Raw genomic sequence first — 14,070 nt, 5'->3', positions numbered from 1 at the left:
TGGGGGCCCGGCCCGGTGGGGGGGGGTGGGCGCCTGCGCCCCCCCCCCCCCCCCCCCCCCCCCCCCGCGGGGGGGGGGGGGGGGGGGGGGGGCCCCCCCCCCCGGCCGCCCCCGCGCCAGGCACAGCAACCGAAGCGCGGCACGCACGTTGGAGGCAGCTGCACCTCGAGGCGACGGTCGCCGCGCACTGCGGTGACGTTGTCCCCTTGCGGGACCGGCGAGGCGCTCGGGACGCTGGATGCATGAAGAAGGTGCTCGCCGCCTTCGGCGCGTCCACTGGGGGGGCGATCGCCGGCATCGCAGCCCTCCGCCCCGTGTTCCGGCACTGGGGCGCGACGCGCGACGAGGTCGCGGGCCCCTACCCCGGCGCGGACATCGTCCCCGACGGTGAACGCGGCGCGACGATGGCCGTGACGATCGATGCGCCGCCTGAGGCTGTCTGGCCCTGGCTCGTCCAGCTCGGTGGGGACCGCGGCGGCTGGTACTCGTGGGACCGCCTCGACAACGGCGGCCGGCCGAGCGCCAGCCGGATCCATCCTGAATGGCAGGACCTCAAGCTCGGCGACACCGTGAAGTACTGGACCAAGCGCTACGGAGCCGTTGACGCCTGGACCGTCGCCGCCCTCGAGCCGAACCGCTTCCTCGGGCTCCACGGGCTCAGCGACCTCGTGGGAAGGCCCCTCGACCCCGCGCAGCCTCGCCCCTCTGCCTACACAGAAGGCCTCTGGGGCTTCCAACTCAAGGAGCTGCCCGGCGGCAGGACGCGCCTCGTGATCGGCGGCTACGAGACCTTCAGACCGCGAGCGGTCGCCTGGCTGCTCTCGCTATGGATCTTCCCCTCGGTCGTGTGGGTCATGCAGTCCCGGATGCTCGCGATTCTCAAGCGCAATGCCGAGCGGGCCTGGAAGCGCGCCGGCTGACCGCCCCGTGGGGCGCTCATCGGCGTCGGCGTTGTGATCGGCGGTCCTGAGGCCCCGCGAGGTCTAGCGCTCGCAGGCGACCCCGTCGCGGTCACGGTCGAGGCCGATCCGGTAGCCGGGCTGGCCCGCGTACAGCGGGGCCGCGCCAGCGGCGCGGGCGGCGGTGCAGTTCGCGTAGTACACCGACGATGCCTGCTGCTGCTGAGCTGCCTGCTGGGCGGCCGTCTGCGCGTCAGCTGCGGCCTGCGCATCAGCAGCGGCTTTGGCATCAGCAGCGGCTTTGGCATCGGCGGCAGCCTTGGCGTCCGCAGCGGCCTTCGCATCGGCGGCAGCCTTGGCATCAGCCGCGGCCTTCTCCGCGGCGAGATCGGCAGCGAGCTTGTCGGCCTTGGACTTGGTCATCCACACGATCGAACCGTCGCGGTCCTTGGTGCAGGCCAAGTCGGCGCCCGCCAGTGTGTAGCGCTCCCCCACATTGGTGCAGGTGTCGCCGTCCGCATATAGCGCTGCCAGCACTGTTGCGGTTGAGGTCGGGCAACCCAATGGATCCTCGGCCTGAGCCGAAGGCGTCGAAGGCGCGACAGAGGAGTCGGTCGGTGCGGGCGTCGCCTTGACCGTGACCGTGGTGGTCGGCATCGGAGAGGGACATGTCGCCGTTGCAGTCGCGCTAGGAGTCGGGGATGCCGCGTTCGCGACCGAAGCGGTCGGGTGTGCCGAGCATCCCGTCAAAGCCAAGGCGCTCAGCGCGACTGCTACCAGAACGTTTTTCATACTGCCCCCTGCGATCGAACTTTCCGCATTCACTTCAGAAGGCCACTGGGGGCTTGTGGGAATGCATCCGGAGACAGGAGATCATATTCGTCTTTGACATGTAAAATTGCCACGCCACAGACGCCTCGGGAGAGGCCTACTCAAGGAGAGGCTCGGCTTTATCACGGATGAAGCGCGATGGGCTGCTCGCCGGGCCGGAACTGGGATCATATGCGGTTGACCCCAGCAGTGCCCTGGGTTCGGAAGACGCGGGCGACGGCGGCTAGGTCCAGATCTACGGCCATAAGCGCGGGGGCTACCCCGGAACTTCCCCTAGGACGGTGCCTTCAGGATCGGCCACGTGCTGCGGCCTTTGCCGGTGGGCCCGGCGCAGTTGACACTGACAATGAAGACTTGGCCGACGATCGCATTCGCCGGTCGTCTCGACGACATCGAGGCTGAGATGAGTGGTGGTTCCCCGCCCTTCAGCGGGGAACCACCATTCATCACGCGGTCACGAAGACGATCCAGGCACGCTCCGTCTACGCGCCCCTGAACCACCTCGTCGGCGGCCAGATGCGGTTCAGCAGGCCAAGCTTCCCGGCGGTGCCATCGGTCTCGCTGCGCCACCGTGCATCGTCACAGACGCGCAGGCCAATGACCTCCGCCGGACCGGCGAGGTCGCCGAGGAGCTCGACCACCCAGGGAGCGAAGCTCCACGCGTCCTCAAAGGCCTCGGCATCCAGGCTGAAGCCGACACCGATCTCGGGCATCTCGGAGTCAGGCGAGAAGCTGAACGTCTCAGCCCCAGCCTCCGTCAGCGGCCCCATGACGGCCATGACCCTCTCCACCGGGCTCGGCGAGGGATCGCCAGGAACGGGGAGGAGGCGGATGTCCGCCGAGATGTGCCACACGCTGTTCATGCTGGTGTCCTTTCACGGTAGGACCGCCGATCATCCGGGTGACTCCCGGACGAAGGGCGGTTGGCCACCTGCGACAGCAGCACCGGGGACACAGCTTGAACTTGTCGTCATGGGCTCATCAGAGCACGCCGCACCGACAGAAGTGGCGCGCGCGGACGACGGCGGGCGCGCACCCGCCGTCGTCCGCGTCGCGTCAGCCAAAGTAGAAGTGCCGGTGCGCGGCGCAGCGTTCGTTGAACAGGGCGCCGCAGCTCGGGCACGAGGTCGTCGCCAGGTAGTCCTCGATGGCGATCTCCCTCTTGCACACCCCGCACAGCACCGCCGGCTCCGCCCACTGGTCCGGCGGCCACGTCCGGCCCTCGTGGTCCGCGTCCTCGGCGTGGCAGAGGTGGCAGGGGTAGTACCGCCCGCAGCAGGCAAACTTCATGGCGACCACGTCCACCTCGGTGCGGTAGTGGACGCAGCGGGTCTCGTCGTCCACGGTCGCGCCGAAGACCCGCACGGCGTGCGCTCCCCCGCTCACTTCACTCGCCTCACTTCACGCGGCGGACGAGCACGTCCGGGAACGCCCGGTGCACGGCCACCGCGGCGACGGCGGCGACAGCGTCCTTGAGGAGGTCGCCCGGGTAGAAGACGAGGTCGGCGGCGAAGGCCGCCTGCCAGGAGAGCTTGAGGTTGAGCATCATGCCGAGCACGCCGGGCAGGTGCGAGGCGACCACGGTGACCACGGCCGCGGCGAGGAAGAACCACAGCGCCCGGCGCTTGGCCGAGACGCGCCGGATGATCTGCTCGGCGGCGACACCCACGAGGAAGGCGGCGAGGACGAACCCCACGATGTACCCGGCGGAGCCGCCGGCCATGACCTGCAGCCCAGCCCGGCCGCCCGAGAAGATCGGCAGCCCCGCGAACGCGACGACGAGGTAGAGCCCCACCGCGGCGGCGCCGCGGGCCCCGCCGAGGACGAGACCGGTGAGCATGATCGCGAACGTCTGCAGCGTGATCGGCACCCCGAAGCCGCCCACCGGGATGCCCGGGACGATGGCCGAGGCCGCGATGAGCGCGGCGAACACGGAGACGAGGGCCAGCGACTGCGAGTCCCACATCCGGCGGGTCCTGCGGGGGCAGGCCTCGGCCGAGCGGTGGGGCGCGGGAGCGGGCGTGGCGGGGTTGCTCATGGTTCCTCCAGAAGGTCCGGGAAGGCTGCTGGAAGAAGGCTATGCAGCGCCGCAAGCGACCGTTTTGTAGGGAACCCACCACGGGCGGCGGCGGTCTATGGGATGAGGGCTACAACGTGAAATGGCACATGGCGCCGAGGGCCCCACCGTGCGGCGCGTCATCAGTGGACGATGCCGGTGTGGCCCTCGCCGGCGCTCCCTGTTACAGGTCAACCGGGCAGGCACCCTGCACCGGAGGATGGAGCCAGTCCGCGATACTCGAGGCATGGTCTTCAACATCAGGATCATCGAACGGCAGACTGCCGACAGCGATGACCCGCTCGGGCGTGACTGGTATGGCTACGATCCTGACGCAACACCGCAAGAGCTCTGGGAGAACAATCGCGGCGACTGGAATGTGAACGAGGAGCGCGTCTCAGCCGAAAGCTGGGCGACCTTGAGCTACCAAGGCCGCATCATCTTGGTCGCAGAACTGCACCGCCCCAACTATGAGGTCCTCCCGGCCAACGCAAAAGGACAGCGAAAGAAGGCCCTTCTCGGCCACCCGCTACCGCCCGGACACCCCATCCATGAAGCCTTGATCGGGAGCCCTGTCGAACCGGCCAGGGGGTTCACCTACGAGCCCGACCCCGAGATCCCCGAGCCGGCAGACCCAGCAACCTCCGGCTTCTCGGAGGCCCTGGATGAACCCGGCACGCGAGGCCAAGGACTCCAAATGGACGCAGCAGTCCGCAGAGAGATCGAGGATGCCGCCCAAGACCGCCTGATGAACTACTACCGTGACGAAGGGTGGACCGTCACCGACACTCGGCAGAACCGTCCCTATGATGCCGTCGCTATGAGGGGAACGGAGAAGATCTTCCTCGAGGCGAAAGGCACGCAGAGCAGAGGCACTTCGGTGATCGTCACGCGCAACGAAGTTGATCACGCCCGCCAGCATCCAGGGCGGTGCAGGATCGGCGTGTGGTCGGGAATGCGCATGGTGGATGGGAAGGTGGACCTAGAAGCGGGCAGATTCGACATCATCGATTTCGACCCGCATGACCAGGAACTGCGCCCCCGAGACTTCGACTGGACCTTGCCTGGCACCCCTGCCTGACAGATCCTGGTCCACCGGCATCAGATGGGGCCACCGGGGGCCGAGATGCGTCACCAGCAAACGCCAGCGGACGACGGCGGGTGCGCGTCCGCCGTCGTCCGCTCCCCACAGCGTGACGCGAGCCGTCAGGCGAGCGAGCCAGCCCGCCGCCCGAACACGACCCCGGCCGCGAGGCCGGACCCGCCCGGGTAGTTGCCCGCGAACAGCCCGCCGAGCATCTCCCCGCACACGTACAGGCCCTCGATCGGCTTGCCGGCCGTGTCCAGGACCCGGCCGTGGGTGTCCGACTTCAGCCCGCCGAACGTGAACGTGATGCCGCACGTGACCGGGTAGGCGTAGAACGGGCCCGCGGTCAGCGGCGTGGCCCAGTTGCTCTTGGCCGGGGTGGTCCGGGCCAGGCGGCCGTCCTTGACGTTGGGGTCGAACGGGACGGCGAGGTCGATCGAGGTGTTGTAGTCGTTGACCGTCTTGGCCAGCACCTCCGGGTCCACGCCGATCTTCTCCGCGAGCGCCTCGAGGGTGGGGGCGGTCTCGACGGAGACGCCGGGCATGTCGTACTCCTCGGCGCGCAGCATGGGCCGCAGGGTGGCGTCGAAGATCTGGTACGCGACCGATCCGGGCTGCTCGAGCACCGCCCGGCCGAGCTTCGCGTAGGTGTAGTTGCGGAAGTCCTCCCCCTCGTCCACGAACCGCTCGCCCCGGGCGTTGACGATGATCCCCAGCGGGTAGCTCTGGCGCGTGAGCCGGTTGGTCAGCTCGCGGTTGGACTCGTTGTCGGGCGTGAACGCGTCCCACTGGGTGGAGTGGCACGTGCCCCAGTCCCCCGCCCGGCCCGCGCCGAGGGCGAGGGCGGCGGTGAGCATCTGGCCGGTGTTGAACGGGGTGCCGCGCACCTTCGCGTTCTCCCAGCCGGGGCCGAGGTGCTCGGCGCGCAGCTCCCGGCTGGCCTCGAAGCCGCCCGCGGCCAGGACCACCGAGTCGGCGCGCAGCTCCTCCTCGGTGCCGTCGGCCCGGCGGACGGTCACGCCCACCACGGCCCCGCCCTCGCTCACGAGCCCCACCACGTCCTGCCCGAACCGGACCTCGGTGCCGAGCCGCTGCGCGACCGCGAGGTGGTCCTGCATGAGGCCCTCGCCGCCGCCCACGTTGCCCACGTGCAGCCCGCCCCAGAACAGGTAGCTGCCGTCGGGCCGCTCGTAGGCCTGCCGCTCGTACATGAGCCGGTACTTCAGCCCGAGGGAGTGCAGCCAGCGCAGCCCGGGCGCGGCCTCGGCGGCGAGGACCTCGGTCAGGGCCGGGTCGTTGCGGCCGTCGGTGACCTTCTCCATGTCCGCGATGTAGTCGGCCGCGCTGTACGGGGGCACCTCGGTGACGGCGTGCCGCCCGTCCGGCTCGATGAAGTCCACCAGGTCGGGCAGGCCCGCGTGGGCGATCCGGGTGGCGCCGGCGGTGTAGTAGCTGTTGCCGCCGAAGAGCTCCCGGGGCGCCTTCTCAAGCAGGAGGACCGTGCGGCCCCGCACGGCCGCGGCGTGGGCCGCGGTGAAGGCGGCGTTGCCGCCTCCGACCACGATCACGTCCGCGGCCTTGGCCTGGGTGCGGGGCAGGTTCGACTCAGTCACAGAGATGTTCCGTTCTTTCCGGTGTGGGTGGGTCAGGTGGGCAGCGGGGACGGCACCTAGGCGGCAGAGGACTCCGTGCGGACGGCGGCCGCGGGGTGGCTGCGCCCCACGCCCTCCTCGGAGACCTCCTCGAGCGGCCGGCGGCCGGTGCGCGGGCCGAAGACGGCCACGGCCACCGCGACGATGAGCCAGCACGCGGCGATGTAGACGAACACCGCCTGGTAGCCGAAGGAGGAGAAGATCGCGGCGACGATCATCGGCCCGAAGATGTTCGCCAGGCGCCCGGTGCCGTACACGAGGCCGTGGCCGGCGTTGCGCAGCCCGGTGGGGAACAGCTCGGGACTGTAGGTGTAGAGCAGGGTCGCGAAGGTCTGGATGAGCAGGTTCACGCAGAAGCCGAACACCACGATGGCCACGGGGTTGAACGTCAGCCCGTAGGCGAGGCCGCTCGCCGCGGTGGCGAGGCTGACGACGACGATCGGCGCCTTCCGCCCGAACCGGTCCGTCACGGGCCACGCGAGCAGGGCCCCGGGCACGGCGCCGATGGTGGTCAGCGCGGAGAACCCGAGCGACTCGGCCACGCTGAAGCCGTGCTGGGCCAGCAGCGTGGGCACCCAGGCCACGAACCCGTAGAAGCCCAGGGTCTGGAAGATCCACACGACGGCGAGGAAGAGCGTGGTGCGGCCCGTCTTCCCGGTGAACAGCGCGCGGTAGCCGGTGGCACCCGCGGGACCGGCCGGCGTCGTCCGCTCCGGGACGGCGGCGAGCGGCGGGAGCTGCCCGGCGCCGGCCTCGAGCCGGGCGAGGGAGGCCTCGGCGGCGTCGAGCCGGTTGCGGTGCACGAGCCAGCGCGGGCTCTCGGGGAGGACGAGGAGCGCGGGGACGGCGAAGAGGGCCAGGCTGCCGAGGACGAAGACCCAGCGCCACGTGTCGTGGCCGAGGGGGACGATGGCGCGGGCGGAGAAGGACATGGCCGGGATGCCGGCGAGACCCACGGCCATGACGGCGGCCTGCATGCGGCCGCGGCGCGCCCCGGGCATCACCTCGGAGATGTAGGTGGTCGCGGCGACGACCATGGCGGAGAGGCCCACGCCGGTGAGGAAGCGGAAGAGGAAGAACGTGGGCACGTTGATCCCGGCGGCGTTGACCAGGGAGAAGACCGAGAACAGCAGCGTCGAGAAGAGGAGGGCGCGCTTGCGGCCGATCAGGTCCGAGACGCGGCCGCCGAAGATCGCCCCGATAGCCATGCCGAGGAAGGCCGCCGAGGTGACGGTGGCGACGTCCTGGACGGAGAACGCGAGGTGCTTGACGAGGGCCGGGGCCACGTAGGCGAACGTGTTCAGGTCCCCGAACTCGAAGAGGAACACGAAGGCCAGGGTGACGAGCGCGATCCTGTGCGCTCGGGTGATGGGCAGGCGGTCCACGCGGGCGGCCGCCGAAGATGCGGTGAGCAACTCTATCCTCCTTGATAGAAGCGTTCAGTTCGATGGAAGCAGCCCGGGATGGGCCGCGCCAGTGGTGGTGCTGGCCGGGCAGTGCCGGTCGCGAAGGCTGGTCAGGCCGGGACGGCCAGGGGCGCCGCGGCGGGGCGGTGCCGGGCTCCTTCCGCCGGGGCTTCCGGCTGGCCTGCTGCTGTCGGCACGTGCAGCACGGCCGTGGCGAGGCGGCGGGCGGCGCGGTGGAGCGAGACGGCCTCGACCGTCCCGTCCGGCGCGGTGGTCCACGAGGCCTCGACGACGCCGGACGCCGTGCCGATCCGCAGCGTGCGGCTGCCCGCCGGCAGGTACCGGCCGACCACCGTCCCGGGGGTCGCGGCGGCGACGGCCACCGCGACGGCGGAGGTGAGGCCGATCGCGGGGTGCGGGGCGTGCATGGAGAGCATGCGCACGGAGACGTCGTACTCCCCCGCCGCCACGGCCGTGCCGTCCGAGGCGGTGTAGTCGCGGGCCGGGCCCACGACGCCGGTCTTCGGCACCGCGTTCGGCGCCGGCTCCCCGCGGGCGATGATGCCGTGGAGCACGGCGCCCTCGGCGCGGAACGGGGTGAGCATCGGCACGCGGGCGGCGAGGTCCTCGAGGCCCTCTGCGCCGGTGAGGCCGAGGCCCGCGGCGTCGAGGAGGAGGGCGGGCGCGCCGGCGCTGACGATGGTCGCCTCGGCGGTGAGGCCGCCCGCCTGAACGGCCTCGCGGGCCCGGCCGGTGGGGAACGCGCGGTCCCGGGCGAACGGGCCCTCGAAGGTGAGGTCCACGGGGACGCCGGCGGAGGCGACGCCGGGCACGTGCGCCTCGCCCCGCTCGGGGGCGCGGCCGCCGGGGGTCGGGACGGAGGTGCTCAGGATGGCGCCGGTGTTGACGTTGCGGAGCCGGACGGTGGTCTGCTCGGCGCCGAGCGGGACGAGGCCCTCCTGGACCGCGTACAGGCCGACGGCGGTGGCGCAGTTGCCGCAGTTGCTGCCCCACTCCACCACACGGTCCGCGATGCCGACCTGGCCGAAGAGGTAGTCCACGTCCGCCCCGGCGTGCTCGGAGCAGCCGACGACCGCGATCTTGGACGTGGTCGACGTCGCGCCGCCCACGCCGTCGATCTGCCGCGCGTCCCCTGCGCCGAGCGCGTTCTCCAGCAGCGTCTCCAGGGCCAGCGGCGCGGCGTCGACGGCCTCGGCGGCGAAGATCCAGCACTTGCTGGTCCCGCCGCGCACCCACGCCGCCGCGACCTCGACGGTCCCGTTCAGTTCCTCCACCGGTGTACTCCTTCAGGCTCTCGGGCTGTTCCTCTCTTCATCGTGGGACCGCGGAAGGATCCGCACCAGCTAAAGTTCCTGAAAGCTCTTTAAGCGCTGCTGTAGGCTCCTGTCATGGCGATGGACATCCGGCGGATGCTGGTCCTGGTCGAGGTCGCGCGGGCCGGGTCACTCACGGCCGCCGCGGCCCGGCTCAACTACACGGTCTCCGCGGTCTCCCAGCAGATCGGCCAGCTCGAGGACGAGGCGGGCCAGCCGCTCGTGGAGCGCCGGCCCCGCGGCGTGACGCTCACCGAGTCCGGGCGAGCCGTGGTGCGGCACGCGGAGCAGATCGAGCGCGCGGTCCAGGCCGCACACGAGGAGCTCGAGGAGCTCGCCGGCCTGCGCACCGGGACCCTGCGCCTGGGCACGATCCCGACGGTCACGGAGTCCTTCCTGCCCGCGGCGATCGCCGCCTTCCGCGAGCGCCACCCCCGCGTGGACCTGCGAATCCACAGCGCCCAGCGCTCCGGGATCGGGCACCTGCTCGAGGCCCGCGAGATCGACCTCGCCATCACGTGGATGCGGGAGGAGCAGGACACCTCGGACACCGCGGGCACGAGCACCGAGCTGATCTTCCGCGAGCCCAACGTGCTCCTCGTGCCCGCCGGGCGCGAGCTCGCCCAGCGGCGCACGGTGAAGATGGAGGACCTCCGGCACGAGCCCTGGATCATCCGCACCTCCCCCAACGTCCTGGCCGTCCTGCAGGAGGCGTGCGAGGCCGCCGGCTTCGCCCCGCTCGTCTCCTTCGAGGCGCGCAGCTACCAGGAGGCGCAGGCCATGGTCGCCGTGGGCATGGGCATCGCGCTCGTCCCGCAGCTCTCCCTCTACAGCCTGCGCGAGGACATCGCGGTGATCACCGCCGTCTCGCCCCGGCCGCCGACCCGCCGGATCGTGCTCGCCCGCCGGCGCGGCGAGCGGCTCTCGCCCGCCGGGGCCGCGATGGGCCAGATCCTCGTCGACGCGGGGCGGGCGTGGAAGGCCGCGCAGGGCTGAGGCTGGCGCGGTCGTTGAGTGTCTGCGCCGAGAAATGTCAGAGGCGCGTGCCACCATCCTCGTATGACACCGACGTGCCCTTCACCTCTGGGGAGGCCCCTGCGCAATCGATGGGGCCTACGCGGAGCGCGTTCCGCGTAGCGGCAGCAGCCGCCAGTGAAAGGAAGTCCCCATGGCCAAGTCCAAGTCCACCTCGAAGTCCAAGCCTGCCAAGAACCCGGTGAGGCCGGTCCTCTCCTACGTCGATGCCGAGGGCATGGGCGACAAGCTCGTCGTGTGGCCGACCGTCGGCGATTACCCGGTCCTGCAGATCGACCCCGACCACGCCTGCATGTGCGAGACGAGCCGGGCCATCCACTTCCGCAGGGAGGACGCGCCGCAGCTCGCGGCGGCCATCCTCGCCGCCGGGATGATGGAGCCGCGCAAGCTGCGCAAGTAGCAGCGCGAAAGGCGGGCGGACGACGGCGGGGGCGCACCCGCCGTCGTCCGCCCGCCTCGGGTTGGGACGCGTCAGCCGCGCAGGCTCGCCTCCGGCTGGTGCCGCGGGCTGTCCGGGTTCATGAGCGAGTGCTTGCGCCCGTAGGTGAAGTAGATGACCAGCCCGATCGCGAGCCAGACCACGAAGCGCAGCCAGGTCTCCCAGTGCAGCTGGCAGATCAGGAACAGCGAGGCGAGGACGCCGAAGGCCGGGACCACGGGCATCCACGGCAGGCGGAAGGTGCGCGGGGCGTTGGGCTTGGTGCGGCGGAAGACGATCACGGAGACACAGACCACCACGAAGGCGGCGAGGATGCCGATGTTGGTCAGGTCCGCCACGGCGCGGATCGGGAACACGCCGGCCAGGAACGCCGAGCCGGCGCCGGCGATCCAGGTGACGCGCTGCGGGGTGCCGCCGCGGTCCACCTTGGAGAACCACTTGGGCAGGAGGCCGTCGCGGCTCATGGAGAACCACACGCGGGTCACGCCGAGGAGGAAGGTCAGCATGACGGTGAGGATGGAGAGCACCGCGAAGACGGAGATGATGCTCGCGATCACCGGCAGGCCCACCCCGGCGAAGGCGGAGGCGAAGCCGGCCTTGGGGTCGATGTCCTTGTAGTTCTGCATGCCGGTCAGCACGAGGGTCGCGGCGACGTAGAGGAGCATCGCGATGATGAGGGACAGGACGATCGCCTTGGGCATGTGCTTCTTGCCCTCGGTGGCCTCCTCGGCGGCGGTGCTCATCGCGTCGTAGCCGAAGACCGCGAAGAAGACCGTGGCGGCGCCGCTCATCACCGGGCCGAAGCCGCTGGGCATGAACGGGGTGTAGTTGTTGGTGTTGATGTAGAAGATGCCCAGGCCCACGATGAACAGGATCAGGACCACCTTGATCGCCACGACCGCGAGCTCGAACCGGCCGAACGCCTTGGTGCCGCGGCTGAGGATCAGGGTCACGACCAGGCAGATGAGGATGGCCGGCAGGTTGATGAGGCCGCCCTTGCCCTCGTCCACGGTGGAGGCCATCCACGCCGGCAGGTGCACGCCGAAGCCTCCCAGGAACGCGTCGAGGTAGCCGGAGATGCCGATGGCCACCACCGCCACGATCGCGATGTACTCGAGCAGGAGGTCCCAGCCGATGAACCAGCCGGTGATCTCCCCCAGCGCCACGTACCCGTACGTGTACGCCGACCCGGCGCGCGGAATCATGCCGGCGAACTCGGCGTAGGAGAGCGCCGCCGCGGCCGAGGCCAGGCCCGCGACGAGGAACGAGATCAGGACGGCCGGGCCCACCCCCGGGTTGTCGGCGTCGCCGTGCGCCACGAGCCCGGCGAGGGAGAAGATGCCGACGCCGATGATCCCGCCCACGCCGATGGCCGTGAGCTGCCAGAGCCCCAGGCTCCTGAACAGCCCGCTCTTGCCGGTCTCGTCTTCCATCTCCTCCAGCGGCTTGCGGCGCCACACTGATCGAGGATTCTGCCCACTCATCGACAACTCCCACTCCGTACTTCGGGCCCGCGGTTCGGGCCCTCTGGACTGTGCGGCCTTCGCGGACGGCGACTTCCCCATCGAACGTGACGCCGGCCACATCGGCCCCGAACAGTATCCGGAAGTCCATCCCATCAGGTAAAGCAACTGTTGCCGAACAATATTGGTCGGGTTTACTGATGGGTCCCACCGAGAGCGATCCGGGACTCCTTGACGCATGTGGCGCGCATCACCATACTGGGTGAATGAATCTTCATTCACTCTGAATGACCATTCACACGGAGGACTCCTGTGCAGACCAGCGATGCCGCGGTGGCGGCCCGCACCGCCCTCGTCGACACCCGGAGGAGGCAGCTGCTCAACGCGGCAGCCCGGCTCCTGGGCCGCGCCGGATCCCACTCGGTGTCGATGCAGAACGTCGCGGACGAGGCCGGCGTGAGCGTCGGGCTCATCTACCGCTACTTCGGCAACAAGCAGGAGCTCGTGCAGGCTGTCATCGAAGATGTGCTGAACGAGTTCAGCCTGCGCGTCGCCGAGCCCGTCCAGGAGGAGGCCGACCCGGTCCGCCGGCTCGCCGCGGCGTTCGCCGGCTACTGCTCCGTGGTGCAGGAGCTGCGGGATGCGGCCGTTCTCGCCTACCAGGAGTCCAAGACGCTCGAGCCCGAGGGCCGCGAGAGGATCAAGGCCCTGGAGGTCGAGAGCGCCGAACCGCTCATCGCCGCCGCCCGCGAAGCCATCGACGCGGGGCTCCTCGGCGACGTCGACCCGAGGGTCCTGGCCTATGGCCTCCTGACGACCGCCCACCTCTGGGCGCTCAAGCACTGGTACTTCAGCCGCTTCATGACGCACGAGCAGTACGTGGCCCAGCACACGGCCCTCGCCCTCTCCTCCGTGGTCCGGCCAGAGCACCGGGCCGCCTACTCCGACCTCCTCGGTTCCCTCGCCTGAAAGGACACCTCCATGACCGGCCAGACCACTGCCCCCAGCAGCACGACCGCCCCCGCGGTTCCCGCCTTCGAGGACATCCTCTACGAACGCCGCAATGCCGCCGCGATCATCACCATCAACCGGCCCGAGCGCTACAACGCGTTCCGCGGCAAGACGGTCGAGGAGCTCATCAAGGCCTTCCGCCTCGCGTGGGCCGACCACGGCGTCCAGGCCGTGATCCTCACCGGCACCGGTGAGAAGGCGTTCTGCACGGGCGGCGACGTCAAGCAGCGCGCCGAGACGGGGGACTATGGGCCCACGGAGTCCGGGATGTTCGAGATCGGGAACCTCCACAAGCTCATCCGCGACATCCCGAAGCCCGTCATCGCCGCCGTCAACGGCGTCGCGGTGGGAGGCGGCCACGTGCTGCACGTCCTGTGCGACCTGACGATCGCCTCCTCGACGGCCCGGTTCGGACAGGCTGGCCCGCGCGTCGGATCGTTCGACGCCGGGTTCGGCTCGGCATACCTCGCCCGCGTCGTCGGGGAGAAGCGGGCCCGCGAGATCTGGTACCTGTGCCGCCAGTACGACGCCGCCACCGCCGAACGCTGGGGCCTCGCCAACACGGTGGTCGAGCCGGAACGGCTCATGGACGAGGCGATGGCCTGGGCCGACGAGATCGCCGCGAAGAGCCCCACGGCGCTCCGCTTCCTCAAGCAGTCCTTCAACGCCGACACCGACCATCAGGCCGGGCTGAGCAACCTCGCGATGTCCGCCCTCGACCTGTTCGTCGCCTCGCCGGAGGGCGCCGAGGGCGCCGCCGCCTTCGCCGAGAAGCGCACGCCCGACTTCGCCAGCAAGGTCCAGTACCACTAGCAGGCCCCACCGCTTCCGCCCCACCTCAGCGTCGAGAGAAGAGC

The 14,070-nt window shown here is 70.5% G+C and carries 14 protein-coding genes; 6 read left to right on the top strand and 8 right to left on the bottom strand.

The genetic code is table 11. The annotated features are described in order from the left end of the window. Positions 1-242 precede the first annotated feature (242 nt). The gene (locus J2W21_RS14475) at positions 243-920 is read left to right on the top strand and encodes a hypothetical protein (RefSeq protein WP_307115208.1); all 678 of its coding nucleotides are present in this window, start codon (positions 243-245) and stop codon (positions 918-920) included. Between the two features lie 63 nt (positions 921-983). Here the strand turns inward: J2W21_RS14475 and J2W21_RS14470 are convergent, their stop codons facing one another. The 4 genes from J2W21_RS14470 to J2W21_RS14455 all read right to left on the bottom strand — a co-directional run bounded on the left by J2W21_RS14470 (position 984) and on the right by J2W21_RS14455 (position 3,768). After that, a complete protein-coding gene (locus tag J2W21_RS14470) occupies positions 984-1,556 on the bottom strand; it encodes an excalibur calcium-binding domain-containing protein (RefSeq protein ID WP_307115207.1) in 573 nt (190 codons plus the stop codon). A 656-nt stretch (positions 1,557-2,212) separates the two neighbouring features. Then, positions 2,213-2,593 carry a hypothetical protein gene (locus J2W21_RS14465; protein WP_307115206.1) on the bottom strand — a complete coding sequence of 127 codons (381 nt, stop codon included), beginning with the start codon at positions 2,591-2,593 and terminating at the stop codon, positions 2,213-2,215. Between the two features lie 193 nt (positions 2,594-2,786). Continuing rightward, positions 2,787-3,116, bottom strand: coding sequence for a CHY zinc finger protein (locus J2W21_RS14460; RefSeq protein WP_307115205.1), 330 nt, complete (start codon positions 3,114-3,116; stop codon positions 2,787-2,789). Positions 3,117-3,126: 10 nt separating this feature from the next. After that, positions 3,127-3,768 (bottom strand): biotin transporter BioY, encoded by a 642-nt coding sequence (locus J2W21_RS14455; RefSeq protein WP_307115204.1) that lies wholly within the window; start codon positions 3,766-3,768, stop codon positions 3,127-3,129. 265 nt (positions 3,769-4,033) lie between these two features. Between J2W21_RS14455 and J2W21_RS14450 the strand changes: the two genes are divergently transcribed. Next, positions 4,034-4,867: a DUF3883 domain-containing protein gene (locus tag J2W21_RS14450; protein WP_307115203.1), complete on the top strand. Its 834-nt coding sequence runs from the start codon at positions 4,034-4,036 to the stop codon at positions 4,865-4,867. Between the two features lie 125 nt (positions 4,868-4,992). Here the strand turns inward: J2W21_RS14450 and tcuA are convergent, their stop codons facing one another. The 3 genes from tcuA to J2W21_RS14435 form a co-directional block, all read right to left on the bottom strand. Then, the gene (tcuA, locus tag J2W21_RS14445; RefSeq protein WP_307115202.1) at positions 4,993-6,486 is read right to left on the bottom strand and encodes an FAD-dependent tricarballylate dehydrogenase TcuA; all 1,494 of its coding nucleotides are present in this window, start codon (positions 6,484-6,486) and stop codon (positions 4,993-4,995) included. Positions 6,487-6,542: 56 nt separating this feature from the next. Further along, the gene (locus J2W21_RS14440) at positions 6,543-7,940 is read right to left on the bottom strand and encodes an MFS transporter (RefSeq protein ID WP_307115201.1); all 1,398 of its coding nucleotides are present in this window, start codon (positions 7,938-7,940) and stop codon (positions 6,543-6,545) included. A gap of 101 nt (positions 7,941-8,041) precedes the next feature. Then, a complete protein-coding gene (locus tag J2W21_RS14435) occupies positions 8,042-9,226 on the bottom strand; it encodes a PrpF domain-containing protein (protein WP_307115200.1) in 1,185 nt (394 codons plus the stop codon). Between the two features lie 114 nt (positions 9,227-9,340). On the opposite strand from J2W21_RS14435, the gene J2W21_RS14430 reads away from it, so the two are divergent. Together J2W21_RS14430 and J2W21_RS14425 are read left to right on the top strand one after the other, a co-directional pair. Beyond that, positions 9,341-10,261 (top strand): LysR family transcriptional regulator, encoded by a 921-nt coding sequence (locus J2W21_RS14430; protein ID WP_307115199.1) that lies wholly within the window; start codon positions 9,341-9,343, stop codon positions 10,259-10,261. Between the two features lie 172 nt (positions 10,262-10,433). After that, the gene (locus tag J2W21_RS14425; RefSeq protein WP_307115198.1) at positions 10,434-10,700 is read left to right on the top strand and encodes a hypothetical protein; all 267 of its coding nucleotides are present in this window, start codon (positions 10,434-10,436) and stop codon (positions 10,698-10,700) included. A gap of 71 nt (positions 10,701-10,771) precedes the next feature. Here the strand turns inward: J2W21_RS14425 and J2W21_RS14420 are convergent, their stop codons facing one another. Beyond that, positions 10,772-12,223 (bottom strand): amino acid permease, encoded by a 1,452-nt coding sequence (locus tag J2W21_RS14420; RefSeq protein ID WP_307115197.1) that lies wholly within the window; start codon positions 12,221-12,223, stop codon positions 10,772-10,774. A 291-nt stretch (positions 12,224-12,514) separates the two neighbouring features. Here J2W21_RS14420 and J2W21_RS14415 point away from each other — a divergent pair, with 291 nt between their 5' ends. Next, positions 12,515-13,171, top strand: coding sequence for a TetR/AcrR family transcriptional regulator (locus J2W21_RS14415; protein ID WP_307115196.1), 657 nt, complete (start codon positions 12,515-12,517; stop codon positions 13,169-13,171). 12 nt (positions 13,172-13,183) lie between these two features. After that, on the top strand, positions 13,184-14,026 hold the full coding sequence (locus tag J2W21_RS14410; protein ID WP_307115195.1) for an enoyl-CoA hydratase-related protein: 843 nt from the start codon (positions 13,184-13,186) through the stop codon (positions 14,024-14,026). Positions 14,027-14,070: the final 44 nt, after the last annotated feature.

Origin of the sequence: Sinomonas atrocyanea (genome assembly GCF_030811715.1) — a bacterium.
Taxonomy (GTDB): Bacteria; Actinomycetota; Actinomycetes; order Actinomycetales; family Micrococcaceae; genus Sinomonas; species Sinomonas atrocyanea_A.
The sequence above is the reverse complement of the archived record's forward strand: the minus strand, read 5'-3'. Positions and strand labels throughout refer to the sequence as shown.

Excerpts from the sequence above, each read along its gene's own strand:
- J2W21_RS14465 (WP_307115206.1), bottom strand. The coding sequence starts at position 2,593 with ATGAACAGCGTGTGGCACATCTCGGCGGACATCCGCCTCCTCCCCGTT.
- J2W21_RS14455 (WP_307115204.1), bottom strand. The coding sequence starts at position 3,768 with ATGAGCAACCCCGCCACGCCCGCTCCCGCGCCCCACCGCTCGGCCGAG.
- J2W21_RS14410 (WP_307115195.1), top strand. The coding sequence starts at position 13,184 with ATGACCGGCCAGACCACTGCCCCCAGCAGCACGACCGCCCCCGCGGTT.
- J2W21_RS14420 (WP_307115197.1), bottom strand. The coding sequence starts at position 12,223 with ATGAGTGGGCAGAATCCTCGATCAGTGTGGCGCCGCAAGCCGCTGGAG.
- J2W21_RS14470 (WP_307115207.1), bottom strand. The coding sequence starts at position 1,556 with ATGCCGACCACCACGGTCACGGTCAAGGCGACGCCCGCACCGACCGAC.
- J2W21_RS14430 (WP_307115199.1), top strand. The coding sequence starts at position 9,341 with ATGGCGATGGACATCCGGCGGATGCTGGTCCTGGTCGAGGTCGCGCGG.
- J2W21_RS14425 (WP_307115198.1), top strand. The coding sequence starts at position 10,434 with ATGGCCAAGTCCAAGTCCACCTCGAAGTCCAAGCCTGCCAAGAACCCG.
- J2W21_RS14450 (WP_307115203.1), top strand. The coding sequence starts at position 4,034 with ATGGTCTTCAACATCAGGATCATCGAACGGCAGACTGCCGACAGCGAT.
- J2W21_RS14475 (WP_307115208.1), top strand. The coding sequence starts at position 243 with ATGAAGAAGGTGCTCGCCGCCTTCGGCGCGTCCACTGGGGGGGCGATC.